27 protein-coding genes, 1 tRNA gene and 1 pseudogene are annotated in these 24506 nt (G+C 69.2%); 12 read left to right on the top strand and 17 right to left on the bottom strand.

Features of this window, described 5'->3' with window-relative positions:
* Nucleotides 1-135 precede the first annotated feature (135 nt).
* Together EAT49_RS10760 and EAT49_RS10755 are read left to right on the top strand one after the other, a co-directional pair.
* Entirely contained in the window at nucleotides 136-477 is a 342-nt protein-coding gene (locus EAT49_RS10760; RefSeq protein WP_246003820.1) for a serine protease, read from the top strand.
* A gap of 104 nt (nucleotides 478-581) precedes the next feature.
* Nucleotides 582-1205, top strand: a complete 624-nt coding sequence (locus EAT49_RS10755; protein WP_123642309.1) for a hypothetical protein — start codon at nucleotides 582-584, stop codon at nucleotides 1203-1205.
* 569 nt (nucleotides 1206-1774) lie between these two features.
* On the opposite strand, the gene EAT49_RS10750 is transcribed toward EAT49_RS10755, so the two are convergent.
* The 4 genes from EAT49_RS10750 to EAT49_RS10735 form a co-directional block, all read right to left on the bottom strand.
* Nucleotides 1775-1851, bottom strand: a tRNA-Pro gene (locus EAT49_RS10750).
* A 43-nt stretch (nucleotides 1852-1894) separates the two neighbouring features.
* Nucleotides 1895-2893 (bottom strand): DMT family transporter, encoded by a 999-nt coding sequence (locus EAT49_RS10745; protein ID WP_123642308.1) that lies wholly within the window; start codon nucleotides 2891-2893, stop codon nucleotides 1895-1897.
* A 54-nt stretch (nucleotides 2894-2947) separates the two neighbouring features.
* Nucleotides 2948-4048 (bottom strand): 3-isopropylmalate dehydrogenase, encoded by a 1101-nt coding sequence (gene leuB / locus EAT49_RS10740; protein WP_123642307.1) that lies wholly within the window; start codon nucleotides 4046-4048, stop codon nucleotides 2948-2950.
* Between the two features lie 61 nt (nucleotides 4049-4109).
* The gene (locus EAT49_RS10735) at nucleotides 4110-5027 is read right to left on the bottom strand and encodes a LysR family transcriptional regulator (RefSeq protein WP_123642306.1); all 918 of its coding nucleotides are present in this window, start codon (nucleotides 5025-5027) and stop codon (nucleotides 4110-4112) included.
* Nucleotides 5028-5116: 89 nt separating this feature from the next.
* Here EAT49_RS10735 and EAT49_RS21775 point away from each other — a divergent pair.
* Nucleotides 5117-5659 (top strand): annotated as a pseudogene (locus EAT49_RS21775) (Rossmann-fold NAD(P)-binding domain-containing protein); the annotation flags it as partial.
* Between the two features lie 201 nt (nucleotides 5660-5860).
* Here EAT49_RS21775 and EAT49_RS10725 read toward each other — a convergent pair.
* The 4 genes from EAT49_RS10725 to leuC form a co-directional block, all read right to left on the bottom strand.
* A complete protein-coding gene (locus EAT49_RS10725) occupies nucleotides 5861-6997 on the bottom strand; it encodes an endonuclease/exonuclease/phosphatase family protein (RefSeq protein WP_246003819.1) in 1137 nt (378 codons plus the stop codon).
* Nucleotides 6998-7020: 23 nt separating this feature from the next.
* Nucleotides 7021-7860, bottom strand: coding sequence for a hypothetical protein (locus EAT49_RS10720; RefSeq protein ID WP_123642304.1), 840 nt, complete (start codon nucleotides 7858-7860; stop codon nucleotides 7021-7023).
* Nucleotides 7861-8199: 339 nt separating this feature from the next.
* Complete coding sequence (gene leuD, locus EAT49_RS10715; protein WP_123642303.1) at nucleotides 8200-8805, bottom strand: 3-isopropylmalate dehydratase small subunit; 606 nt, start codon at nucleotides 8803-8805, stop codon at nucleotides 8200-8202.
* A 168-nt stretch (nucleotides 8806-8973) separates the two neighbouring features.
* A complete protein-coding gene (leuC, locus tag EAT49_RS10710; RefSeq protein ID WP_123642302.1) occupies nucleotides 8974-10395 on the bottom strand; it encodes a 3-isopropylmalate dehydratase large subunit in 1422 nt (473 codons plus the stop codon).
* 318 nt (nucleotides 10396-10713) lie between these two features.
* Between leuC and EAT49_RS10700 the strand changes: the two genes are divergently transcribed.
* The 3 genes from EAT49_RS10700 to rlmH all read left to right on the top strand — a co-directional run bounded on the left by EAT49_RS10700 (nucleotide 10714) and on the right by rlmH (nucleotide 12466).
* Nucleotides 10714-11448, top strand: coding sequence for a hypothetical protein (locus tag EAT49_RS10700; RefSeq protein WP_123642301.1), 735 nt, complete (start codon nucleotides 10714-10716; stop codon nucleotides 11446-11448).
* A gap of 171 nt (nucleotides 11449-11619) precedes the next feature.
* Nucleotides 11620-11991: a ribosome silencing factor gene (gene rsfS / locus EAT49_RS10695; RefSeq protein WP_123642300.1), complete on the top strand. Its 372-nt coding sequence runs from the start codon at nucleotides 11620-11622 to the stop codon at nucleotides 11989-11991.
* A gap of 4 nt (nucleotides 11992-11995) precedes the next feature.
* A complete protein-coding gene (gene rlmH, locus EAT49_RS10690; RefSeq protein WP_123642299.1) occupies nucleotides 11996-12466 on the top strand; it encodes a 23S rRNA (pseudouridine(1915)-N(3))-methyltransferase RlmH in 471 nt (156 codons plus the stop codon).
* Between the two features lie 108 nt (nucleotides 12467-12574).
* Here the strand turns inward: rlmH and EAT49_RS10685 are convergent, their stop codons facing one another.
* The 7 genes from EAT49_RS10685 to EAT49_RS10655 all read right to left on the bottom strand — a co-directional run bounded on the left by EAT49_RS10685 (nucleotide 12575) and on the right by EAT49_RS10655 (nucleotide 17952).
* Entirely contained in the window at nucleotides 12575-13402 is an 828-nt protein-coding gene (locus EAT49_RS10685) for an aminoglycoside phosphotransferase family protein (RefSeq protein WP_123642298.1), read from the bottom strand.
* Between the two features lie 251 nt (nucleotides 13403-13653).
* Complete coding sequence (locus EAT49_RS10680; protein ID WP_123642297.1) at nucleotides 13654-14277, bottom strand: HAD-IA family hydrolase; 624 nt, start codon at nucleotides 14275-14277, stop codon at nucleotides 13654-13656.
* Nucleotides 14274-14726, bottom strand: a complete 453-nt coding sequence (locus tag EAT49_RS10675; RefSeq protein ID WP_123642296.1) for a YaiI/YqxD family protein — start codon at nucleotides 14724-14726, stop codon at nucleotides 14274-14276. The genes EAT49_RS10680 and EAT49_RS10675 overlap by 4 nt, the downstream gene beginning before the upstream one ends.
* Complete coding sequence (locus EAT49_RS10670) at nucleotides 14723-14980, bottom strand: hypothetical protein (protein WP_123642295.1); 258 nt, start codon at nucleotides 14978-14980, stop codon at nucleotides 14723-14725. The genes EAT49_RS10675 and EAT49_RS10670 overlap by 4 nt, the downstream gene beginning before the upstream one ends.
* Before the next feature lie 16 nt (nucleotides 14981-14996).
* Nucleotides 14997-15830 carry an S-formylglutathione hydrolase gene (gene fghA / locus EAT49_RS10665; protein ID WP_123642294.1) on the bottom strand — a complete coding sequence of 278 codons (834 nt, stop codon included), beginning with the start codon at nucleotides 15828-15830 and terminating at the stop codon, nucleotides 14997-14999.
* 216 nt (nucleotides 15831-16046) lie between these two features.
* Nucleotides 16047-16979, bottom strand: coding sequence for an AEC family transporter (locus EAT49_RS10660; RefSeq protein ID WP_123642293.1), 933 nt, complete (start codon nucleotides 16977-16979; stop codon nucleotides 16047-16049).
* 1 nt (nucleotide 16980) lies between these two features.
* Nucleotides 16981-17952 carry an asparaginase gene (locus EAT49_RS10655; protein WP_123642292.1) on the bottom strand — a complete coding sequence of 324 codons (972 nt, stop codon included), beginning with the start codon at nucleotides 17950-17952 and terminating at the stop codon, nucleotides 16981-16983.
* Between the two features lie 276 nt (nucleotides 17953-18228).
* On the opposite strand from EAT49_RS10655, the gene EAT49_RS10650 reads away from it, so the two are divergent.
* The 5 genes from EAT49_RS10650 to EAT49_RS10630 all read left to right on the top strand — a co-directional run bounded on the left by EAT49_RS10650 (nucleotide 18229) and on the right by EAT49_RS10630 (nucleotide 22101).
* Nucleotides 18229-18744 carry an invasion associated locus B family protein gene (locus EAT49_RS10650; protein WP_123642333.1) on the top strand — a complete coding sequence of 172 codons (516 nt, stop codon included), beginning with the start codon at nucleotides 18229-18231 and terminating at the stop codon, nucleotides 18742-18744.
* Between the two features lie 16 nt (nucleotides 18745-18760).
* On the top strand, nucleotides 18761-19276 hold the full coding sequence (locus EAT49_RS10645) for an invasion associated locus B family protein (RefSeq protein WP_123642291.1): 516 nt from the start codon (nucleotides 18761-18763) through the stop codon (nucleotides 19274-19276).
* 104 nt (nucleotides 19277-19380) lie between these two features.
* Nucleotides 19381-20565: a dual-specificity RNA methyltransferase RlmN gene (rlmN, locus tag EAT49_RS10640; RefSeq protein ID WP_123642290.1), complete on the top strand. Its 1185-nt coding sequence runs from the start codon at nucleotides 19381-19383 to the stop codon at nucleotides 20563-20565.
* Between the two features lie 60 nt (nucleotides 20566-20625).
* On the top strand, nucleotides 20626-21402 hold the full coding sequence (locus EAT49_RS10635) for a hypothetical protein (RefSeq protein WP_123642289.1): 777 nt from the start codon (nucleotides 20626-20628) through the stop codon (nucleotides 21400-21402).
* 213 nt (nucleotides 21403-21615) lie between these two features.
* Nucleotides 21616-22101 carry a hypothetical protein gene (locus EAT49_RS10630; RefSeq protein ID WP_123642288.1) on the top strand — a complete coding sequence of 162 codons (486 nt, stop codon included), beginning with the start codon at nucleotides 21616-21618 and terminating at the stop codon, nucleotides 22099-22101.
* A gap of 10 nt (nucleotides 22102-22111) precedes the next feature.
* Here EAT49_RS10630 and EAT49_RS10625 read toward each other — a convergent pair whose 3' ends face one another.
* Nucleotides 22112-22957, bottom strand: coding sequence for an LOG family protein (locus EAT49_RS10625; RefSeq protein WP_123642287.1), 846 nt, complete (start codon nucleotides 22955-22957; stop codon nucleotides 22112-22114).
* Nucleotides 22958-23094: 137 nt separating this feature from the next.
* Entirely contained in the window at nucleotides 23095-23355 is a 261-nt protein-coding gene (locus EAT49_RS10620; RefSeq protein WP_123642286.1) for a hypothetical protein, read from the bottom strand.
* A 175-nt stretch (nucleotides 23356-23530) separates the two neighbouring features.
* On the opposite strand from EAT49_RS10620, the gene dapD reads away from it, so the two are divergent.
* Nucleotides 23531-24358 (top strand): 2,3,4,5-tetrahydropyridine-2,6-dicarboxylate N-succinyltransferase, encoded by an 828-nt coding sequence (dapD, locus tag EAT49_RS10615; protein ID WP_123642285.1) that lies wholly within the window; start codon nucleotides 23531-23533, stop codon nucleotides 24356-24358.
* The last annotated feature ends 148 nt before the right edge of the window (nucleotides 24359-24506 follow it).

Below are 24506 nucleotides of genomic sequence, written 5' to 3'. Positions count from 1 at the left end.
GACATCCTCGCCCGGATCGGCGACCACAAGATCAACCGCCTCGACGACCTGCTGCCGTGGAACTGGGTGCCGCTCACTCAGGAGGACAAGGCCGTCGCCTGAGCTGCGGTCCTAACCGGCCGGTTACGTTTCAACGTGACACGCGGTGCGATCTCGTCGCTCAGTGGCCTCGATCAAGACAACACGCAGATGCAGATCACGGCTCCTGTTCAACCGGGAGATTCCGGCGGTCCTGTCGTCGATATGTACGGGCATGTCGTCGGCGTCGTGGTTAGCCGTCTCAGCGACAGGTATCTCCTCACCTCGTCAGGATCGATCCCACAGAACGTCAACTTCGCAATCAGGGGCGAGTTCGGCTCGGCCTTCGCGCGGATCAACATGATCGATCTGCCCGTTCCGGTGCCAACCGACCCTCTGTCCGGGGTCGATCTCGCGAAACGTCTCCAGGCGGCGACCGTTCGGCTCGATTGCTACTGAGCATGGCCTGACAGACCACGGGAGCTCTGCCCTCTTCTTAACGCAAGCTAACGCAAATTGACTAACGGTAGCTAACGCACTATGTCGAACGGTGGAGGCCAGAGATGACCGAAGCTCTTCACGTTCCCGCCGAGTTCCTCGGCAACAAGCAAACGAAGTCGGATCTCGATGCGATCCTGAAGGCGTTGTCAGACGACAAGACGCGCCGGATCGCCGAGGTCGCGCTGTCGCTGACCGCGCAGATCGTCGAACGTGACGAGGATGCGGAGGGAGATCTGACCGATGCCGAGCAGGAAGCGCTTGCGCTGTCGGGCATCGACACGTCGAGCGAGATGTCACGTGAGGACTTCTACGCATCGGAGCCAGTGAAAGAAGGTCTCAGCGGGCTTGCACGGATGACGGGGGAGGCGATCCCCCTGGCGGAGGCCGCGAGCCTGATGGGTGTCGGCGACAGTCGGCTGCGGCAGAGGATCAGCGACGGCAGCCTCGTGGCGATCCCGCGACCGCGCGGCCGGGGATGGCTTATCCCTGCGTTCCAGCTTTCCGAAAGGGGGGAGCTGCCGTACCTTTCCAAGGTCCTGAAGGCCGCTCGGACACGGCTTTCCGCCAGGGAGTACGACCGGTTGTTCCGTGCCCCTCAGGACGACCTCGAGGGGATGTCGATCAGGGACTGGCTGCTCGGCGGCGGCGACCCTGAACGTGCAGCGTTCATCGTGGCCTCGCAGTAACCGGGCCCGGGCTGCGTGGAGGGCCTGCCACCGTCACCTGGTGTCGACGCACTGCAGCGGATCGATCCGGACGTGCATGTCCTGCCAGCAGGCTCTCCTCTGGGAAGGGTCTGGTTCTCGAAGGTAGACTATCCGACCGGTCCTTTTGCCTTCCGGCGCTTCGAGCCGACATCATCCCGAAGAGAAGGTCACTGTCCGATCCCGCTCAGCACCGCCGCTGAACGAAGGTCGCGATGCCGGTCGTCCCGGGGCACAGAAGATCGACACGCAGACTTCAAGAGGTAACGAACGGTCGGTCAAATTGGATCTTTGGCATAGGGAGCTACGCCCGTGCCCGTCTTTGCGTCGTAGACAAGAAGCAACTACCGATCGCGGTCTGTCCAGCAGGGCGATCGGCGTTGCTGATCAGAGAATCGACCCTGTGCATCCACCCGAGGCTGCGCGCTGCGGCCTGGATCGAGAGTCATGAATCTAGACCGATGGGGGCCGGAGAGGCCTGATGCTGTGAGGGCTCACAGTTGCCCTCAAAAAGCAGCGTGATTATTCCCGCTGCAAGTGACGGAAAATACTGGTCGGAGTGAGAGGATTCGAACCTCCGGCCCCTGCCTCCCGAAGACAGTGCTCTACCAGGCTGAGCTACACTCCGACCGTGCGGCGTCCCTAGAGAGGGCGGCGAGGTTTGGCAAGGGTCATTCGGCTTTGTCGGGCGGGTCCTTCGGGCCGTGGACCCGGTCTTCGGGGTGAATCCCGCGCAGGCGCATGAGCGCGCTGATGCGCAGGCTCGACGGCGTCCCCGGCCGCGAGCGCGACCGCAGGACCGGGGTCGTCGAGGACGTGCCCGCGCGGCTTTCGCGCAGGACGATGTAGAGGCCGCTCGCGATGATGATGGACGTGCCGATGGCGGTGGCGGCGTCGAGGGTCTCGCCGAAGAAGACATAGCCGTAGACGGTGGCCCAGATGATCTGGGAGTATTGCATCGGCGCGACGATGGCGGCTTCGGCGGTGTTGTAGGCCGAGACGATGAGGCGCGCGCCGATCCAGCCGAGAAGCGAGATCAGGACCATCAGGCCGAGGTCCTCGACGGGCATCGGCTCGTAGATCCAGATGAGCGCGATCCCCATGACGAGGACGTTGGCGAGAAGGGGGTAGAGCAGCAGGACGACGGCCCGCTCGTCGGCGCCGATCTTGCGCACCACAACGGAGGCCACCGCTCCGCCGATGGCCGCGGTCAGGGCCGCGGCATGGCCGAGGCCAAGCTCGGCGCCGCCCGGGCGGAGCACCACGATGACGCCGACCAGGCCGACGATCACCGCCGCCCAGCGCCGGATGCGCACGACCTCCCCCAGGATCGGAATGGCGATCACGGTGATGATCAGCGGCGCCGCGAAGAGGATGGCGTAGGTCTGCGCCAGCGGCAGGACCGAGAAGGCGTAGAAGGCCGCGACTCCGGTGATCACCGAGGCCACGGTGCGGAGCGCGAGCCACCAGGGATGTGAGGGCACCAGTGTGCCGGGCTCCGCGTCGCGGATCAGCATCAGCGTCGCGAGCGGAAAACTGAGCAGGGCCGAGAAGAAGATGATCTGGAACGGCGCGTAGTCGCCGCCGAGAACCTTGACGATGACGTCGTGGGTGGCGAACACGCCGAAGGCGGCGAGGGCGAAGAGCGCGCCCCTCGTATTTGACTGCATCGGAGGACCCTGAGACCTGTCTCTCAGGGTCTTGTCACGACCGGGCGCGAGAGGTCAAACGCTCTCGGCGAGCTTTGCCACGATCGCGTCGCCCATCTCCGATGTGGTGACCGGCTGCACGCCGTCCTCGCCCAGAAGGTCGGCCGTCCGGAGGCCGTCCGCCAGCACCGCCTCGACCGCGGCCTCGACCCGGTCGGCCTCGGCGCCCATGTCGAAGGAGTAGCGCAGGGCCATGGCGAACGACAGGATGCAGGCGATGGGATTGGCCTTGCCGGTGCCCGCGATGTCGGGTGCAGATCCGTGCACCGGCTCGTAGAGCGCCTTGGGCCGGCCGTTCGCCATGGGCGCCCCGAGCGAGGCAGAAGGCAGCATCCCGAGCGAGCCCGTCAGCATGGCCGCGGCATCGGACAGGAGGTCGCCGAAGAGGTTGTCGGTGACGATCACGTCGAACTGCTTCGGCCAGCGGCAGAGCTGCATGGCGCCCGCGTCGGCATACATGTGGCTGAGCGCGACCTCGGGGTAGTCGCGGCCAACCTCGGTGACGACCTCGCGCCAGAGGACGCCCGATTCCATCACGTTGGCCTTTTCCATCGAGCAGAGCTTCCTGCCGCGGCGCATGGCGAGCTCGAAGGCGGAGCGGGCGACGCGCTCGATCTCGCTCTCGGTGTAGCGCTGGGTGTTGATGCCCACGCGCTCGTTGCCTTCCTCGATGATCCCGCGGGGCTCTCCGAAGTAGATGCCGGAGGTCAGCTCGCGGACGATGACGATGTCGAGGCCGGCCACCACGTCGCGCTTGAGAGAGGAGAAATCCGCAAGCGCATCGAAGCACTGGGCGGGGCGGAGGTTGGCATAGAGGTCCATCTCCTTGCGCAGGCGCAGGAGGCCGCGCTCGGGCTTCACGGAAAAGTCGAGGACATCGTATTTCGGGCCGCCCACCGCGCCGAGAAGGACGGCGTCGACGGACTGGGCCTTGTCCATCGTGGCGTCGGTGAGGGGGGTTCCGTGGGCGTCGTAGGCGGCGCCGCCCACCAGGTCCTCGGTCACGTCGAAGGCGAGGCCGCGGGTCCCGAACCAGTCGATGACCTTGCGCACCTCGGCCATGACCTCGGGGCCGATCCCGTCGCCTGCGAGGATGAGAAGGGAGGGATTGGCCATGGTCTTGGGCTCCGTTGCGTCGGGTCAGGGCTGATCGGGTCGGGGTCGCGTAGCGTGGCCGTCAGGGGGGGTCAAGCGGCGGCAGGGCGCGGCAGAGCGGCCGCAAGCCCTCGGCCAGCAGGTCCCATGTGCGGCGGATGCGCGGAGTGGACCGGATTGCCTCGTGCGCCGTCAGCCAGATCGGCAGGACGGGCAGGTCGAGGCCGGTCTCGATCCGCTCCACGCCGGGGTCGGCGTCGCCGACCGGGCGCTGGGCGAAGCCCGCGCCGGCCCCGGCCCGCACCAGCTCCCAGTAGACGGCATTGTCGTCGCAGCGGACGGGAAACCAGTCACGGGTCACCGTGACCCCGGCATGGGCGAAACCGTCGACCAGGAGGCGGCTGCGGTCGTGGCCCACGAAATCGAGCCGGAGCGCCTCTTCGGTCGTCCTGGGGCGGCCCGCCCGGTCGAGATAGGCTGTCGCGGCATAAAGACCAATGGGCACGTCGCCGAGGTGGCGGGTCACGAGATCGAGCTGGCGGGGACGGTACATGCGGACCGCGATGTCGGCCTCGCCATAAAGCAGGTTGCGGCTGTCATCGGAGGGCAGGATCTCCACCTCGATCTCGGGTTCCTCGCGGCGCAGGCGGGCAACAAGGGGGGGCAGGTGATGCAGCGCGGTGACGTCGCTGGCGGTGATGCGGACGACGCCGCTGAGCCGTTCCTCGCGGCCGGCTGCGGCGAGGGCGATGCGGCTTGCGGCCTCCTGCATCTGGCGCGCGGGGGCGAGGAGATCGGCCCCGGTTTCGGTCAGGGCGAGGCCGCGGGCATGTCGGCGAAAGAGCGGCGTGCCGAGGGCGGTCTCGGCGGCCTGCACATGCCGGCCGACGGTGGGCTGGGACAGGCCGAGGCGCGCGGCGGCTGCGGTGAGGCTGCCGGTCTCGGCCACGGCGAGGAAGGTCTGCAGGAGGGACCAGTCGAGTCGATCAATGTAAGCCATGCAGTATTGAATGGGCATCCATCGGAAATGGTCAATTTCCCTTCGGATTCGAATGGGCGACGGAGGAGCGTCATCGAAAGGAGGTTTCCATGCCCAGTATCCTGATCCTCGGTTCCAGCGGAAAGTTCGGCGCCCATTGCGCGAGCGTGTTCGGTGCGGCCGGATGGACCGTCGCGCGCTATCGGCGCGGCACCGACATGACGGCTGCGGCGCGCGGCGCGGATGTCATCCTGAACGGGCTCAATCCGCCGGATTACCACGCCTGGGACAGGCTGGTTCCCGAAATCACGGAGCAGGTCATCGCTGCGGCGAAGGCCTGCGGGGCGACGGTCATCCTGCCGGGCAACGTCTACAATTTCGGCTCCGACGGCGGCGTCTGGGATGAGAGGACGCCGCAGCGCCCCTGCTCGAGAAAGGGGCGGGTGCGGGTCGCGATGGAACGTCGTTATCGCGAATCGGGCGTGCGGACGATCGTGCTGCGGGCGGGGAATTTCATTGACCCGGACTCGGGCACGGACGTCATGGCGCTTCTTCTGTTGCGGCAGATCCGGCGCGGTCGCCTGACCGCGCCGGGGGATCCGGACGCGATGCAGGCCTATGCCTATGTGCCGGACGTGGCGCGGGCGGCGCTGGCACTTGCGGAGATCAGGGAGACCCTGCCGATCTTTGCCGATATCCCGTTTCCGGGCCATGCCTTCAGCCTTCGGGAGCTGCAGGCGGATCTCGAGTCGGCTCTGGGCAGGCGGGTGCGGATCGCGGGCTTTCCCTGGTGGGCGATGCGGCTCGGCGCGCCGGTCTGGGAGCTGGCGCGCGAACTGCTGGAGATGCGCTACCTATGGTCGGTCTCGCACCGGCTCTCCGGCGAGACGTTCGGGCGGCTTGTGCCGGGGTTCGTTGCGACCGACATCGCCACCGTCATGCGGGCCGGGCTGCCGCCGGATATCCGCCCAGACGAGGCGGTGGGGTCCCGCGGCCTCGGCCTCCGCGTGTAGCGGTGTCCGGGGGGCGGGCCAGAGGGTGCCCCCGTCGAGAACTTCCCAGTGGAGCGACGGCAGGACGTAGCTGACGCGCAGGTTGCCGGGGGCGCCGTCGGGCCAGTCGGCGGTGTCGAGAGCCGGATCGCCCCGGTGCCCGGGGTCCGCTGTCAGAAGGGCGCCGGGGCTGGAAGGGCGCGGGTCGAGAAGGTCGGGACGGGCGAGGAAGGCGGCCATCGCGGCGGTGTCGCCCTCGCCGTCCACGGGGTCGAGATTGGTCTTGGCGAGAAGCACGAAGGGCAGGTCGGGCCGGTGACCCAGCGCGCCGTCGAGCCAGGCCTCCCAGAGGCGCAGCTCGTCCCGGGCGCGCAGGCCGTTGCGGTCCTCGGGACCGTCGAAGACGGGAGGCGTCGCGGCGTGCGCGAGGATCAGCAGGCGTCCCTCGGGCGTATCGACGGGGACGACCCAGTGCCCGGTGGAAGAGAGGCGCTGCAGGGCCTGAGCCTCGGCCGAGGGGAAGGGGGCGCCGTCCAGTTGCGGCAGGACGGCGCCGGGAAGGTCGCGCCACAGGAGGGGTGTGAAGTCCCGCACAGCCCCGGTGTCGATCGGCCAGCGGGACAGCAGCGCCAACCCTCCGTCTCCGGCGAAGCGCCCGTAGCCCTGGGCATCCCGGGCGTCGCCACTGCGGCCGTCTCCATCCATGTCGAGCCCGGTGGGCATCCCCGAATTGGGCCGGAGGGCGAAGACATGGGGATACCCGCCCGCGACCCCGGCAAAGGCGCGGGCGGCGGCGAGGCCGCCGTCGTGGTCGAACTCGGCCAGGAGCAGGATGTCGGGGGAGACCGCGCGGATGATGGCGGCGGCGGCCATGGCCTGCCCTTCCTCGCGGAGGATGTCGCGCAGGAGCAGGCCCGGCCCGGCGCGGGAGAGAGGGGCGGAATAGACCGCGACCCGGATGGTTTCGGCGGCGGCGGCCGTGACCAGGAGAGCTGCCACGAGATGGCCGGCCAGGGCCGCGATCAGGCGGGGGCGAACGTATCCTCGCCGCGCGCCTCGGCGTAGGCGCGGCGCTGGTTGGAGATCATCTGCGCGACCCGGTTCATGGCGATGCCGCGCATGAAGAGGGAGGCCGGAAGAAACGCCCATGCGGTCATGGTCCAGATCAGCGTATGCGGGTTTTCGAGGCTCACCGGGTTCAGAAGTTCGGACGAGAGCTTCACCAGCGCCGGTATCACGAATGGCAGCAGAAAGCCTAAGATCAGGTTAATCTGGGCGTCCCGGCGCAGGCGCTCGACCACGTCGCCGCGACCGGTCGGGTCGAAGGTCGGCAGGTTCACCCAGACGTTGAAGCCGCCGAGCCGTGCCGGCCAGTGGCGCAGGCGGAGGATGACGACGAAGGCGCAGAGCGAGAGAATCGAGATGAGGTAGCTCAGGCCGGCGGCGGTGCGGACCTTTTCGATCAGGGCCGGGGAGCTGTGCTCGGGCATCATCAGCACCACGAGACGCACGGGCGAGTAGGGAAAATCGATCCACAGACCGACCTGATGTCCGATGACCGAGAACATGTCGGTCAGGGTGGTCGGATAGCTCTGGCCGCGGGCGATCAGCGAGAGCAGCAGGACGCAGGCGAAGAGCGACAGGAAGCGCACCCGGTTGAAGGGCGGCGCCTCTCGGAACTCCACGAGGCTGGGATAGTGCGAATTGTACTCGATCAGGGTGAAGAGGGCGCCGACGAGGGCCACCAGCACCACGATCTCCACCGTATCGACGGGCGTGCCGGGCAGGAGCGCCGAGGGTGTGGCGACCATGAGCACCACGAGCAGCGCCCGCAGGAGCGCCCCCGTCAGACGGGAGATCATGTCCCGAACTCCCGGTTCGGGTGGTGCAAAGCGCATGGCTGCCTGCCGCCTGTCGATTCCGTTCGGCGGTTGGCCGCCGACTGCCTCAGTTTTGCCATGATTCTGCCCAACTCGTTCCGACCCTTCAAGGCACGGCCGGAAGAAGGCCTGCGCAAGGTGGCGGTTTTGAGGCGAGTCTGGTGCAGGGGTGCAACCATTTTCGAGCACGCCTGTGGCAGGGTGAAGGCGGCTACGACATGCTGCGGGAGGGGCGGGTCAGACCCTCGACATGTTGACCGGGTGTGCCGCCGGAAAGTTAACCCTGAGGTAGGCTTCCCGGCGGTTTTCCGGCCGTCCCGGTCAGACCCAGGGGCGTTCGAGGCCTGCGCGGGCCTCGAAGGCGTCGATGGAGGGGCCTTTCTCGAGCGTCAGGGCGATGTCGTCAAGCCCGTTCAGAAGGCAGTGCTTCTTGAACGAATCGAGCTCGAAGCGGAACACCTGCCCGTCCGAAGCGGTGATTTCCTGGGCCTCGAGGTCGACGGTCATGCGGGCGTTGGCGCCTTTCTCGGCGTCGGCCATCAGGATGTCGACCTGCTCCTGGGGCAGGACGATGGGCAGGATGCCGTTCTTGAAGCAGTTGTTGTAGAAGATGTCGGCATAGCTCGGCGCCACGATGCAGCGGATGCCGAAATCGCGGATCGCCCAGGGCGCATGCTCACGGCTGGAGCCGCAACCGAAGTTCTCGCCGGCGATCAGGATCTCGGCCTCACGATACGCCGGCTGGTTGAGCACGAAGGAGGGGATCTCCGCGCCGTTGTCGTCGTAGCGCATCTCGTCGAAGAGGTTCACGCCGAGGCCGGTGCGCTTGATCGTCTTCAGGAACTGTTTGGGGATGATCATGTCGGTGTCGACGTTGATCTGGGGCAGGGGAGCGGCGATGCCTGTGAAGGTTTCGTACTTGTCCATGGGATCAGGGTCCTGTGGCGCGGGCCGGTCTGGGGCCGCGCGTTGCGTGTTGCGGGAGTTGCGCGGCCCGGCCGGACGCGGCGGTGATGCAGGCTGTGCACGGGGCGTGCACAGGCACGCCGAATGCAACGGCCGCAACGGCACTCCCAGGGCCGGACCGCGCGTCCATCAGGCGGGTTCCGGCGCGGGGGCCATCATCTCGCGGACGTCGGTCAGCCGGCCGGTGATCGCGGCGGCGGCGGCCATCTGCGGCGACATCAGGTGCGTGCGGCCGCCCCGGCCCTGCCGGCCCTCGAAATTGCGGTTCGAGGTGGCGGCGCAGCGCTCGCCGGGCGAGAGCTGGTCGGGGTTCATGGCGAGACACATGGAGCAGCCCGCGAGGCGCCATTCGAAGCCCGCCTCGCGGAAGATGTCGGCGAGGCCTTCCTCTTCGGCCTGGGCGCGCACGAGGCCCGAGCCCGGCACGACCATTGCGCGCTTCACGGCGATCTTCTTGCCCTTGAGCACCGCCGCGGCAGCGCGCAGGTCCTCGATCCGGCCATTTGTGCAGGAGCCGATGAAGACCGTGTCGATCTCGATGTCCGACAGTTTCGTGCCCGGCTTCAGGCCCATGTAGTCGAGCGCGCGGCGGGCGCCCTGCACCTTGCCGCCCTGGAAGCTCTCGGGGTCGGGGACCTCGGCGGTGATCGGCAGCACGTCCTCGGGCGAGGTGCCCCAGGTCACGACCGGGGCGATATCCTCGCCCCGGATCGTCACGACCTTGTCCCAATGGGCGTCGTCGTCGGAATAGAGCGTCTGCCACCAGGCCATCGCGGCCTCCCACTGCGCACCCTTCGGCGCGTGGGGGCGGCCCTTGATATACTCGAAGGTCTTTTCGTCGGGCGCGATCAGGCCGGCGCGGGCGCCGCCCTCGATGGCCATGTTGCAGACGGTCATCCGGCCTTCCATGGACAGGGACCGGATCGCCTCGCCGCAATACTCGATGACGTAGCCGGTGCCGCCCGCCGTGCCGGTCTTGCCGATCACGCTGAGGGTGATGTCCTTGGCGGTGACCCCGGGGCCGAGTTTCCCGGTGATCTCGACTTTCATGTTCTTCGACTTCTTCTGGATCAGCGTCTGGGTGGCGAGGACGTGCTCCACCTCGGATGTGCCGATCCCATGGGCCAGAGCGCCGAAGGCGCCGTGGGTCGCGGTGTGGCTGTCGCCGCAGACGATGGTCATGCCGGGCAAGGTCCAGCCCTGCTCGGGGCCGATGATGTGCACGATCCCCTGCCGGATGTCGGAGACGGGATAGTAGTGGATCCCGAAGTCCTTGGCGTTGCGGTCCAGCGCCTCGACCTGGATGCGGCTTTCCTCGTTGGTGATGCCGTTCACGCGGTCATCTGTCGTGGGCACGTTGTGGTCCGGCACGGCGATGGTCTTTTCGGGCGCGCGGACCTTGCGGTTCGCCAGGCGCAGGCCCTCGAAGGCCTGGGGGCTGGTGACCTCGTGCACGAGGTGGCGGTCTATGTAGAGCAGGCTGGTGCCGTCCTCGGCCTCGTGGGCGACGTGGGCATCCCAGATCTTGTCGTAGAGCGTCTTGGGGGACATCGGTCCTCTCCCGTCATGGAACGTGAAAACAGTCGTCGCAGGCGCACCCCGGGTGCGCGGCCGTCATGGGCGTGCGAGGATCGAGAAGGTCGCGCCATAGAAGCGCCAGGGCAGGCGCGCGCGGTCATCCATGTCGAAGAAGCGTTGCATGGGCCGCAGATACACCCGCGCCCGGCGTCAGGCAAGGGCGCGCGCCGGCCGGCACGCGGCCGGGTGACGGAGCGTCGTTTCGCGCTTGGGGTTGCCAGAGGCCACCCCGATGCGAGAATCTGACGACAGGCGAGGACAACATCGCCACAGCAACCTGTCGGAGCAGATATGACCAGAAGACTGTTTGCCGTGCTGATCGCGGCGGGAACGGGTGTCGCCAGCCCGGCGCTGGCCGTCGATGTGACCGGCGGATCGGTCACGCTGAGCTATTCGGGCCTTGTCGAGGAGGTGACGAACCGCGACGGCGACAGGGCGGACGCCGAGCGCCGGAGCCTTTCCGGATCGGCGGAAGTCGAACTGGGGCGGATCTTCGCGGTTCAGGGCGATCTCGCCTTCCACGGCTACGGCCTCGACGACGCGGGCGGGCAGAGCCTCGCGCTGCACGGGATCGTCCACGCCATGCCGGAGCTGTCCATCGGCCTCTTCGCGGGGATCGAGAGCCTCGACGGCCGCGACGCGGATTTCGCCGGGATCGAGGCGGTCTACGATTTCGCGCAGGGCACGGCGGAGGCGTTCTACGCCTCGGGGCAGTACGGCGGGTCGGATGGCCACGCCATGGGCATCTCGGGCGAGTACTACGCCAATCACTGGCTGTCCTTCACCGCCTCCGCCGCGAGCGCGGATTTCGGCGGCAGGCTGGAGGTGGGGCGGGCCGCCGTCGGGGCGCGGGTGGCGCTGGGCGCGGTGGACCTGACGGCGGAGTACGGCCGGGCCGACGTGGGCTTCGGCCGCTTCGGCGACGACGGGGCCTTTGCCAGCCTCGGCGCGACATACACCTTCGGGTTCAAGGGCGGGGCGACCTTCGAGGGGCGCAGCCTCGGCGCGCTGCTGCCGGGCCTGTGAGATGAGGGGACGGGCGCAGACGGGCGGCCGTCCCTTCATTGAATTGTGGCCCTCCTGTTGCTACCTTTGTGCCATGCCCGGCGCCGGGGCATTGGCAGGCGCGACAGTTCGGAGGACTGCACACTGTCTTTCCCCTCATTGGCGGCATATCCCGCTTCTGAAGGCGCCGGCATGACGGCCGCGCACCATTCGGCGACGAGCGAGACGATCCTCGACGCCATCCTTTCCTCACTCGATGACGACAAGGCCGAGGAGATCGTGACGATCGATCTGCGCGGACGGTCGGAAATGGCCGACTGGATGGTCATCTGTTCCGGCCGGTCCACCCGGCAGGTCGTCTCCATTGCCGAGAAGCTGACCGACCGGCTGAAGCAGGGGCAGGGCGTCCTCTGCAAGGTCGAGGGCAAGGAGAGCGGCGACTGGGTGCTGATCGACGCGGGCGACGTGATCGTCCATGTGTTCCGCCCCGAAGTGCGCGAGTTCTACCAGCTGGAGAAGATGTGGCTGCCTCAGGGGCAGTCCGCGGGCGCGACCGAGCGCTGATCCGGTGAAGGTCGTCATCGCCGCCGTGGGCCGGCAGCGGGCCGGGCCGGAGAAGGCGTTGTGGGATGACTACCTGCTGCGTTTCGACCGCACCGGGAGGGCCCTGGGCCTCGGACCGGCAAGGCTGGTGGAGGTCGAGGATCGCAAGGGCGGCGGTCCCGAGGCGGAGGCGGCGCTGCTGGATCGGGCGGTGCCCGGCGGCGCGGCGCTCTGCGTGCTCGACGAAAGGGGGCGGGGGATGACCTCGCCCGGGTTCGCGGAGCTGCTGGGCGGCTGGCGCGACGCGGGGCGCGGCGAGGCGGCCTTCGTCATCGGCGGCGCTGACGGGGTGGCGCCGGGGTTCAGGGAGCGGGCCGACCTGATGCTGTCCTTCGGGGCGATGGTCTGGCCGCACATGCTGGCGCGGGTGATGCTGGCCGAGCAGCTTTACCGCGCAGCGGCGATCCTTGCGGGGACACCCTATCACCGGGCCTGAGGCGGCCGGTCCGGGGCATCGCACCGGGAGAGACGGCGGGGCGGGACGGAACGGCGGGATCGGCCGCCGCGGACCCGGGACTTTTCGCGCATGGCGGCGTCAGGGCGGTCAGGTTGCGGTGTCGGCGGCGAGGGCGGCGATCCGCAGCGCCACGTCCGCGCGGGCGCGGGACGGGTCGTTGGAGGCGTGTTCCTCCAGCGAGACGCGCGCGCCGTAGGCCACGGCCCAGCGGCGCAGGCGGTCGGCCTCGACCCCGCTTTCGGCGGCGACCCGGGCGAGGCGGTCGCGGAAGGTGGCGGGATTCGCCGCGATCTCCTGCGAGGGATCGGCGAGGTCGGGCTGGAACAGCATCGGAACGTAATCGAAGGCCCGTTCACCGACCAGGCCGAGGGGGTCGATGGCGCGCCAGTCGCCCGGCCCGAAGAGGAGCGCGGTCGTGTGATGCAGGTCGCCGTGGAGGACCTGGGCGGGGCCGTCGGGCTCTGCCAAGAGGGCCTCGGCATGGCTGGCGGCGAGGGGGAACTTCGCCCGACCGCGCTGGGAGAGCAGGTGACGGAAGTGCTCGGCAAGACCGGGGATTCCCCCGGGCGCGGGCCGTTCGGTGCCGCGCGGCGCGTGGAGCCGGGCGGCGAGGGTGCAGAGGATGCGGACCGTCCCCTCGTCGTCCTGGACCGCGCGCCAGATCAGCCCCTCGGCCCGCCCGCCCCGCGCCATGAGGAGCGCGGGTCCGTCGATGGCGAGCACGTCGGCGGCCCCGCCGCCGCGCCACCACGTGAGCACCCGTGCGCCGGTCTGCTTGCCCGGGTCGAAGGAGATGCGCAGCATGGCCGCCCGCCGCCGCCAGACCACGGGCAGGAAGTCCGACTGGCGCGTGGCGAACGCCGGACCGTCGGGCCGGAGTTCCCATCGCCTGAGCCATGGCTGAAAACGTTGCATACAGACGCATACCCGGAAAACGCGAGTGGCCCAAACATCTAACTCTCATGGGCTGCAAGTGAAGGGCGGGAGCGGGTGGCGGACCGTCGCGACGCAGGCCCGGGCGGACCGGGCGGGCGAAGCCGGCCCGATGCGACCCGGCCCGGTCAGGAGAGCGGGCGGCGCGCCCGGCCGACCGCGGTCTGCCGGGGCGGTGGGGCGAATCCTCGGGCGGGACGTCTTGCCGCGTCGCCCGGCCGCAGGGGGCGGCGTCAGGCGGCCTCCGCCTCGGTGAGCAGGCCCGCGGCGACGAGGCGGGAGGCGAGGCCCCCGGGGCCGTCGAAGTGGTGGATGTGCCAGCCGCGGGCGGCGGCGGCGGCCACGTTCTCGGCCTTGTCGTCGGTGAAGAGCAGCGCCTCGGGTGGCTGGCCGGTCTCGGTCTCGAGGATCTCGTAGATCCGCGCACCGGGCTTCATGGCAGCATGGTGCGCGGAGATCACCCTGTGATCGAATTCCTCGAGGAAGGGATAGTGGCTCTCGGAGATCACGAAGGTCTCGCGGCCGAAGTTCGAGAGCGCGTAGACGGGCACGCCCTTGCGACGGAGCGCGCGCAGGAGCCGCACGGACCGGTCGATCACCGGGCCGGTGAGGTCGATCCAGCGCGTCTGCCAGGTGGCGATGGCCTCGTGCCAGTCGGGATGGGCGCGCACGAGGGCGGCGATCTCCTCGTCCAGGGGCGCGCCGTTGTCGACGCGCTCGTTCATGGCGAGAAGCGGCACCTCTGCGAAGAGGCGGGCGCTTTCGGCCGGGCCGAGGACGCGGTCGTAGAAGGCTTCTGGCGCCCAGTGGAAGAGCACGTTGCCGATGTCGAAGACGACGGCCTTGGGTGCGGTCATGGATGTGTCCTTGCGAGGCTGCGGAGGGTGCGTTCCAGCGCGTCGAGAAAGCGCGACCGGTCGGCGCGGGAAAAGGCGCGACCCGAGCCCTGCCGGAACGGATCGGCGGCGCGCAGGTCCGTCATCAGGTCGCGGCTCGCCAGCGCATGGCCGACGTTGGCGGAGGTCAGCGCCGTGCCGTCGGGCTTGAGCACCAGGGCGCCGGCGGCCACGGCGCGGGCGGCGAGAGGGATGTCGGAGGTGATGACGAGATCGCCGGGCCCGGCCCGATCGGCGATCCATCTGTCGGCCACGTCGGGGCCTTCGGGGACCACGACGATCTCCACCAGGGGGTTGGGGGAGGGGCGGATGCCGCCGTTCGACACGAGGACCACGGGGGTCGCGTGGCGGCTGGCCACGCGTTCGACCTCTGCCTTGACCGGGCAGGCATCGGCATCGACGTAGATCATGGGGCGGAACGGTCCGCGTCGGTGACCTGGTCCTGCCGTTGCGTGTCGGCGCCCGCCCCGGCCTCCTCGATCGCGACACGGGACATGGCGGTATCCGGGCGCGCGCCGTGCCGACGCGGCCCGCTGGTCGCAGGGTTGACCTGCACCGTGCCGGGGGCTTCGGCCCCGGAGAGGGCGGCCATGCAGACCGGGCCGGTGAACCGGTCGGCGGAGCCTTGTTCAGAGGCCGTGTGGCCGGCGGGGGAGATCCTCATGGGCGGGTCTTCCGGGTCAGGACCAGAGCGCCTCTGCGTGAAAGGCGATGTGGTCGGCGATGAAGGTGGAGACGAAGAAATAGCTGTGATCGTAGCCCGGCTGCAGGCGGATCTGCGCGGGCGCGCGGGCGCGGGCGCAGGCGGCGGCGAAGGCCTCGGTTCCCAGGAGGTCCCAGAACTGGTCGGCGGTTCCGGTGTCCAGCAGAAGGGGGATGTCGAGGCCCGTCGCCTCCATCAGCCGGGTGGCGTCGGCCTCCGCCCAGCGCTCGGTATCGGGGCCGAGGTAGGCGGTGAGCTGCTTTCGGCCCCAGTCGCTTTCTGTCGGGTTGCAGATGGGCGAGAAGGCGGAGACCGAGCGGAAGCGGCCCGGGTCGGTCATGGCCAGCGTCAGCGCGCCGTGGCCGCCCATGGAATGGCCGGTGATCCCCTGCCGTCCGGGGTCGACCGGAAAGTGGCGGGCGAGGAGGGCGGGCAGCTCCCCCGCCAGGTAGCTCTTCATGCGGAAGTGCGGAGACCACGGCGCCTCGGTCGCATCGACGTAGAAGCCGGCACCCTGGCCGAGATCGTAGGCGTCGTCGTCCGCCACGCCCTCGCCCCGGGGGGAGGTGTCGGGAAAGCAGAGCGCGATCCCGGCCTCGGCGGCATGGGCCTGGGCACCGGCCTTCACCATGGCGTTCTCGTGGGTGCAGGTGAGGCCCGAGAGATACCACAGGAGCGGCACCGGCGCGGCGGCGGCGGCGCCGGGGGGCAGGTAGAGGCCGAAGGTCATGTCGGTCCCCGTGGCCTCGGAACGGTGGGTGAGGACATGCTGGGTGCGGCCGAAGCAGCGGGTCTCGGACAGGGTCTGCATCGTGTCTCCGTCGCCGGGTGTCCGGGCGAGAGTGGCACGGGGAACCGCGGACCGGAAGGGTGGGACGGCGGGACGTCGCTCGCGCGTGCCGCGCATCGCCCCGCCCGCCGTCCCGCGGGGTGAGGTGTCCCGCAGGACGGGCAAGGGGAGAGGGCGCGAGGGAATATTTCGGGCCAGATGAGGAGGGGGCGGGGAACCCCGGGGCGGGCCGGGGGCTCAGGGCAGGGCCAGCACCCCGGCGATGATCGCGGGCAGGGTGAGGATCGAGAGGGCGGTGGACAGCAGGATCGCGGCGGAGACACGCTGGGGGGCGACGCCGTAGTGCTGGGCGAGGATGTAGATGTTGCCCGCCACGGGAAGGGCGGCGGCGGCGATCATCACCGCGGCGGGATAGGGCGCGACCTCGAAGAACCACAGGGCGGAGAGGGCGACGGCGGCCGGGTGGAGCAGGAGCTTCGCGGTCGTGAGCCAGCCCGCCACGGCAAGGCGTTCCGCGGATTTCGTGGCGAGGGACGCGCCGATGGCGAAGAGGGCGCCGGGGGTGGCGGCGTTGCCGAGAAGGACGAGGAAGTCCATCGCGGGGGCGGGCAGGGTCCAGCCGAGGGCGGAGACCGCCAGGCCCGCCACGATGGCCACGATCATCGGGTTCTTCACGAGGCCGAGGGCGACGGTGCCCAGCACCCGGGGCCGCAGGCGACCCTCGCGGGAGATCGTCACGAGGATCACGATCAGCGAGGAGAAGACCACGAGGTCCACCGCGAGCACCATCATGTTGTAGCCGATGGAGGCTTCGCCCAGCAGGAGCGCCAGCATGGGAATGCCGAGAAAGCCGGTGTTGCCGATGGCTGCGCATTGGGCCTCGACCGCGGCCTCGGCCATGCTGCGACGGCGCAGCAGGGCCACGAGGGTGGCCAGAAGATAGACCGCTCCCGTGCCGAGGAGATAGGCACAGACGAAGTCGCGGTCCCAGAGCTCGCCGAGGGAGAGGGTGGCGGAGAAGCGGAAGAGCATCGCCGAGAGGGCGAAGTAGAAGACGAACTTCGTGAGGTACGCGGTGGCCTCGGGGGGGAAGAAGCCGGTGCGGCCCGCCCCGTAGCCGAGGGCGATGAGCGCGAAGAACGGCAGGGTTTCGAGAAAGACCGCGAGCACGTCAGATCAGGCTGCGCATCCGGCCCACCGCGAGGCCTGCCCAGTTGCGCAACTCGGGCGCCAGGCGGGCCGCGACCGCCGGGTGGGCGGGGTCGGCCGCGCCGAGGCGGACGAGAAGGGCGGCGAGGGTGCATTCGGAGGCGCGGGCGGCGCCGTCCTCGATCTTGAGCGCGATGCCGAGGCCGGGGCCGGGCAGCATCGCCACGTTCACGCCCTCCGCCCCGCCCTTGATCGCGGCGCGGCCCGCGCAGGCGCGCATGAGCTCGGTGCAGGCGCGGCCTTCGCCGGCCACCAGTTCGGGATGGGCCGTCATGGCCTCGCGGATGCGGACCATGGCGCCCTCGCGGCCCTCCGTGCCGGAGGCAGTGGCGAATCGGGCCATGGCCCGGGCGAGGCCCCGGAGGCTGACCGCGAAATTCGGCGCCGAGCAGCCGTCGATGCCGTAGCCGGGACTGATCTCTCCGCAGAGGTCCTCGAGGGCGTCGCGGACGCGCCGCTGCACGGGGTGGGCGGGGTCGCAATAGTCGGGGCCCGCGCCGAGATGGCGGGACAGCTGCAGGAAGCCCGTGTGCTTGCCCGAGCAGTTGTTGTGGATCCGGCCCGGCGTGCCATGGGCGCGGATCAGGGCGTCGCGGGCGGGGCGGTCGCGGGGCTCCTCGGGGCCGCAGAGCAGCGCCTCGGAGGTGTGGTCCATTGCGGTCAGCCAGGCCGCCGCGAGGTCGGTGTGGTCCTGCGCCGCCTCGTGGCTGGCGCAGGCGAGGGCGAGGCGGCGCGGGGCAAGATCCGGAAGCGCCTCGGCGAGCGGCAGGGCCTGGATCGGCTTCAGGGAGGAGCGGGGATAGATGACGATGCCGGGATCGCCCCAGGCCTCGAGGACGGCGCCCGAGGCGTCGGCGATGACCGCGTGACCGCGGTGCAGGCATTCGCGGCGGTCGCCGCGCGTCAGTTCCACGAGGTCTGCCGGAGTCGACATCGATTTCGCCCTGTTCTAGCGCCCTGTTTTGCAGCGGCTTTCCGCACGCGGCCGTGACCGGGCGGGGGTTTCGCCCCACGGCGGAATCCTGCTACATGGGCCGGTAAAGGGTTGCAGCGATGTCTGCCAGCCGGAAAGAAGAGACGCGCCGGGCGCTGGACGCGGGGTCACCGAGCAGGGGCCGTGCGGTCCGCATCGCGGTGGGGCGGGCGGAACAGGACGGACCGGAACAGGTCCGGAGAGAACGTGGAGGCGGGAACGATGAGTTTCGGAGCGATGCGCAAGGGACTCCTTGCCGCGGCCTTGCTGGCCGCGACCGGCGCGGTCGCGCAGGAGTCGACGAACCGGGTCGCCGCAGATACGGACTGGAGCGTGTTCGTCGAGCAGAACCCGCGGGAATGCTGGAGCGTCTCGGCTCCGAAATCCACGCGGCTGGTGGATTCGAGCGGCAATCCCACGTCGGGCAATCGCGGCGAGATCCTGCTCTTCGTCTTCTTCCGGCCGGGACAGGGCGTGGAGGGCCAGGTGACCTTTACCGGCGGCTATCCTTTTGCGGGCGGCTCCACCGTGACCATGACCATCGGCGGTGAGACGTTCGAGCTTTTCACGGAGGGCGAGTGGGCCTGGCCCGCGACGCCGCAGGACGACGCGCGGCTGGTGGCGGCGATGCGGCGCGGCGCCGAGGCCGAGGTGCGTGGCCGGTCGGGCCGGGGCAACGTGACGATCGACGAGTTCTCGCTGCTCGGCTTCACGGCCGCGCTGGAAGAGGCACAGAACCGCTGTGCAGGCTGATACGGGGAATGGGCGCATGACGAGAGTTCTGACGGGCGCGGTCCTGGTGGCGTTCCTCGCGGGGAACGCCGCGGCACAGGAGGCGGCGACGCCCGAGGTCGAGACGGACTGGTATGTCTACGTTGCCGAGGACGGCTCGGAGTGCTTCGCCATGGCCTCGCCCCAGGAGGCGCGGTACTTCCGGGACGGGACCGAGGTGACGGCCAATACCGATCCGCCGTATCTCACGGTGGTCTACCGCCCGGCGGAGGGCGCCGAGGGGCAGGTGGCCTATCACGGCGGCTTCACCTTCGACACGGAGCAGACCATCGAGGTCACGGTCGGCTCGGCGGAGCACGAACTCTTCACCGAGGCGACATGGGCCTGGCCTGCCAACCCCGAGGCGGATGCCGCGCTGATCCGCTCGATGAAGCAGGCGTCCCAGGTGGAGCTGTCGTCCTTCTCGAACCGCGGGACGAACGTGGTGCACGATTTCTCGCTGCTGGGGTTCACCGCGGCGGTGGAAGAGGCGGAGCGGCGCTGCGCGGGGTGACGCCGCGGGCGGTTTCGCCTATATGTGACGGAATTGGGGAGGGGTCGCTCGGGGAGCGGCCCCTTTCGCACTGGATGACTGGGGGCGGCCCCGTGGAGAGACCGATGACCGACGCGCCAATCACCCAGGACGTGATGACGATTCCGCGCAGGCTGCCGGAGGGCGCCCGCGTCAACATCGTCGGCCTGACCCGCGACGCCCTGCGCGCCGCGCTGATCGAGGCCGGCACGCCCGAGAAGCAGGCGAAGATGCGCGTCAACCAGCTCTGGCAGTGGGTCTATCACTGGGGCGTGCGGGATTTCGCGGAGATGACGAACCTCGCCAAGCCCTATCGCGCGATGCTGGCCGAGCGGTTCGAGATCGCGCTGCCCGAGGTGGTGAGCCGGCAGGTCTCGGCGGACGGGACGCGCAAGTATCTCGTGCGGATCGCGGGCGGGCACGAGGTGGAGGTGGTCTACATCCCCGAGGAGGATCGCGGGACGCTGTGCATTTCCTCCCAGGTGGGCTGCACGCTGACCTGTTCCTTCTGCCACACGGGCACGCAGAAGCTGGTGCGGAACCTGACCGCAGGCGAGATCGTGGGCCAGATCATGCTGGCGCGGGACGATCTGGGCGAATGGCCGGAACCCGGGCAAGGGACGGGCGAGAGCGGGCCGAGGCTTCTGTCGAACATCGTGCTGATGGGGATGGGCGAGCCGCTCTACAATTTCGACAACGTGCGGGATGCCATGAAGATCGCCATGGACGGTGAGGGGATCGCCCTGAGCCGCCGCCGGATCACCCTGTCGACGAGCGGCGTCGTGCCCGAGATCGCGCGCTGCGCCACGGAAATCGGCTGCCAGCTCGCCGTCTCGTTCCACGCCACCACGGACGAGGTGCGCGACCGGCTGGTGCCGATCAACAAGCGCTGGAACATCGCGGCGCTGCTGGAGGCGCTGAAGGCCTATCCGAAGGCCAGCAACAGCGAGCGGATCACCTTCGAATACGTGATGCTGAAGGGCGTGAACGACACCGACGCCGATGCGCGGCGGCTTGTGGGGCTGCTGAGGGGCATTCCGGCGAAGATCAACCTGATCCCCTTCAACGAATGGCCCGGCGCGCCCTACGAGCGGTCGGAGTGGCAGCGGATCGAGGCCTTTGCCGACATCGTCTACAAGGCCGGCTATGCCGCGCCGATCCGCACCCCGAGGGGCGAGGACATCATGGCGGCCTGCGGACAGCTGAAATCCGCGACCGAGCGGGCGCGGAAGAGCCGGGCGGAGATCGCGGCGGAGACCGGGCTCGGCTGAGGCTTCCTCTTCCGGGCGGGGGGCTGTATCGGGTTCGGACCTGAGGACAGGGGAACCGCCATGGCCGACCGGCTGACCATCAACGGCATCGCTTTCGACGTTCTGTCGGTCCCTGCGCCCATCGGCGCCGCAGTGCTTCGCGACCCGGTCGTGGCGCAGGTGCGCACGCGGGTCGTGTGGTCCTGGGACGGTGCGGTTGCGCGCTTTCACGGGCCGGTGACGGAGCAGGGCGCGGTGCCCCTCGCGAACGCGCTGGTGTTCTTCGCGCCCGTGGTGCTGAAGGGCGGGGCCGTGGCGGCCGATCCAGCGAAGGCGAAGCGGCAGGGCGAGCGGTTTCTCGAGGCGACGGGGGCGGTTTCGGTGCCCGAGGCGGTCAAGGCGATCAGCGGCATCGTGCCCGTGGCGCGCAAGGTCGTGCCGCTCTCGCCCTACGAGGCGCTGAAGCCGTCCTGCACCTTCGAACTGGTGCAGGGAACGGATTACCTCGTCGTGCAGCTTGTCGAGCGGGCGAAGGAGCTTTCGGCCTGGCTCTGCCTGCCGAACCGGGTGAGCTACCGGCACAAGGTCGGGGAGGTCCGCGATCCCGAGGCGCTCGAGCCGGTCGCGGCCCGGCTCGACGGATACGAGCCGAGCTTCGCCGTTCCGGCCAGGTCGCGTGCCGCGAAGGGGCTGCGGCGGATCGGTCTGGAGCAGCGGGGGCGCGACCTCTTGCAGGCGCAGAAGGTGCTGCCCGAGGGCGTGGGCGGCGCCGTGGCACGGGACAACCTCGCCCGCGCGGCGCTCAGGCTCGAGGAGGAGCGGCAGGCGATCGGGCTGGCGCCGCGGCGGGTGAACTAGGGCGCGGCGGAGCGCTGTTTCGGGAAGCGTTCGGGAGAGATGGGTTGGAAACCCATCCTACCTTGGGGTGAGCGGACTCTTCGCCAACATCATCATCGGAATGATGGTCGACATTGCGGAACTGCGATCATGGCTCAGGTGGTACGGTTCTTGATCGCTGGGTAGGATCAGGCAAGTATCAGATCAGTAGGAATTCCGATCTGGGGTTGACCGATGAAATGGCCGAAGCTCCTGCGGACGGAAGTAGATCCTAGCGCCGAGAAGATGCTCAGGGAGGCGTCGGCCTTTGGTCGGAAGAGTTTTCTGACGCAGCAGTTGCTCGCCACCGGACATCTAGTCGGAGTGGAGGGCGCGGCTGAAATTCAAGATAATCCGGACGACATGCTGGCAATCGAACTTTCCTTCATGTGGGGGTGGTCCTTTGCATATGCCGAAGGTCGTGGCGGATGGCCGACGACGCCAGATCAGCGCGCGACACTGCAAATGATCCAGTATTGTATGGATCACCATAGTATGGACCTTGAGCAGGCTCGGGCAGAAGGTTCCGCTCTTGATCGAATGTGGAACGAGGTCGATCCGCTGTTCGATGCGCTGCAGAAACGTGGCCAGGAGTCCTTTCATGACCCCGATCAGCCAATTCTTGCATACGCCATTGAGCGGATCGCTCAATACCGGCAGGAGAACCCAACGGCAAGATAGCCGGTAAGGGCTACCGCCCCGGGATGACCACGCGGCGCTGACCGGCGCCTTCCCAGGTGTCGATCGCCTCGAGGGCCTCCTCGGCGGTCTCCACGTAGCGGAAGAGCTCGAGATCCTCGGGGGAGATCGTGCCGGCGTCGGCGAGGGCCTCCCAGTTGACGATCCGCTCCCAGAAGGGCCGCCCGAAGAGGAGGACCGGCACGCGTTCCATGCGGCCGGTCTGGATCAGCGTCAGGCTTTCGAAGAGCTCGTCCATGGTGCCGAAGCCACCGGGGAAGACGCAGATCGCGCGGGCGCGCATCAGGAAGTGCATCTTGCGGATCGCGAAGTAGTGGAAGTTGAAGCTGAGCTCGGGGGTGATGTAGGGGTTCGGGCTCTGTTCGTGGGGCAGCACGATGCCGAGGCCGATGGACCGGCCGCCTGCGTCCTCGGCGCCGCGGTTTCCGGCCTCCATGACGCCCGGCCCGCCGCCGGTGACGATGACGTCCGCGCCGCCGCCCGAGGCGACACTGCGCTCGGTCACCATCCGGGCGAAGCGGCGGGCCTGGTCGTAGTAGCGGCTGAGCTCTGCCAGCGTCTCGGTGCGGGCGGTGTCGCGCCGGGAGGGCTCGGGGATGCGGGCGCCGCCGAAGAGCACGATCGTCGAGACGATGCCGGCCTCGTCCATGGCCAGTTCGGGCTTAAGGAGTTCGAGCTGGAGCCGCACGGGCCGCAGTTCGGGCCGCGTCAGGAAATCGGGATCGTCGAAGGCGAGCCGGTAGGTGGGCGAGAGAGCCTGCGGCGTCGCCTGACGGTGTTCGGCCGTCGTGCGGTCGAGGCGGCTGTCGCGCAGGGGGTGGCGGTGCTTGTCGTCCATCTGGTCCTCGTCCGGGGCGGTCTGCCGGGTCGGACGCTAGATGGCAGGGTCCGGCGGGGAAGTCCAACGCGGGGTGCCGCGGGCCCGGACGTCGGGAGGGGACGGCGCCACGGCGGAGGCGGGCGCCGCCCGTGCGCTCAGCCGCCGGCGCGCAGCGTGACGGCGCAGCCCCGGCGCGCGTTCGTCAGGCCGATTTGCGCGCCGTTGCGGATCAGGTGCCAGGCGGGCGGCCAGCCGGGCACATGGGTGCGGACGTAGGAACAGCCGGTCGCGGGGTCGATCCAGTAGTCGCCCGAGGCGGGCTGCGTCATGGCGGGCGTGCGGGGCATCTGCTGGGCGATGGCCGAGAGAGGCAGGACCGTCAGGAGAGCTGCGGCGAGGGCGAGGGGTCTGGTCATGGAGAGGCTCCTGTCGAGGGGGACGAGGCCTTGTGCCGGGCGGTCCCGGCGGGGACGCGGTCCCGATGTGGCGGCGCCGGGGCGAAAGCCGCAGATTTTTCGCGTCCCCGCGCGATTGCGCCGGGGGGGACGTTGCGGCACAAGGCGCCAACTTAGCATGAGAGGAGCGCGAGGCATGTCCCTGCATCAGCTGGAATCCGTGATCGAGGCCGCCTGGGACGACCGCGACGGCATCACGCCCGCGACCGGGGGCGAGACCCGGGAGGCGATCGAGGCCACGCTGAACGCGCTCGACAGCGGCGAGCTGCGCGTGGCGGAGCGGGGGGCTGACGGAGACTGGCACGTCAACCAGTGGGCCAAGAAGGCGGTGCTGCTGGGGTTCCGGATCAAGGACATGGAATTGCAGCCCGGCGGGCCCCAGGGTGGCGGCTGGTGGGACAAGGTGGACAGCAAGTTCGCGGGCTGGGGCGAGGCGGAATGGCGCGCGGCGGGGTTCCGCGCCGTGCCGAACTGCGTCGTGAGGAAGTCGGCCTTCATCGGCAGGGGCGTCGTGCTGATGCCGTCCTTCGTGAACCTCGGCGCCTATGTGGGCGAGGGCACGATGGTGGACACATGGGCCACGGTCGGCTCCTGCGCGCAGATCGGCCGGAACGTGCATCTGTCGGGCGGCGTCGGGATCGGCGGCGTGCTGGAGCCGATGCAGGCGAACCCGACGATCATCGAGGACAACTGCTTCATCGGCGCGCGGTCCGAGGTGGTGGAGGGCTGCATCGTGCGGGAGGGGTCCGTGCTCGGCATGGGCGTCTACATCGGGCAGTCGACGAAGATCGTGGACCGGGAAACCGGCAGCGTGAGCTATGGCGAGGTGCCGCCGTACTCGGTGGTGGTCTCGGGCTCGATGCCGTCAGCCGGCGGCGTGAACCTTTACTGCGCGGTCATCGTGAAGCGGGTGGACGAGCGGACCCGCTCGAAGGTCGGGATCAACGAGCTTCTGCGGGACTGAGGCCTCCGGGGGCGTCCACGCGTGGACGGCCGGTCAGGGCATTGATTTCAATTGAAAATCGGCGCGCAACAGAATCGGGACGGTGCGGTCGCGCGTTCTTGAGGGTTTTGTGGCGGGGGAAGGGGGCGTTGCCGGGCCAAGCCCGGCC

The sequence above is a fragment of the Histidinibacterium lentulum genome, from assembly GCF_003789055.1.
In the GTDB taxonomy this organism is placed as follows: Bacteria; Pseudomonadota; Alphaproteobacteria; order Rhodobacterales; family Rhodobacteraceae; genus Oceanicola; species Oceanicola lentulus.
This window is presented reverse-complemented; position numbering and strand designations above follow the sequence as displayed.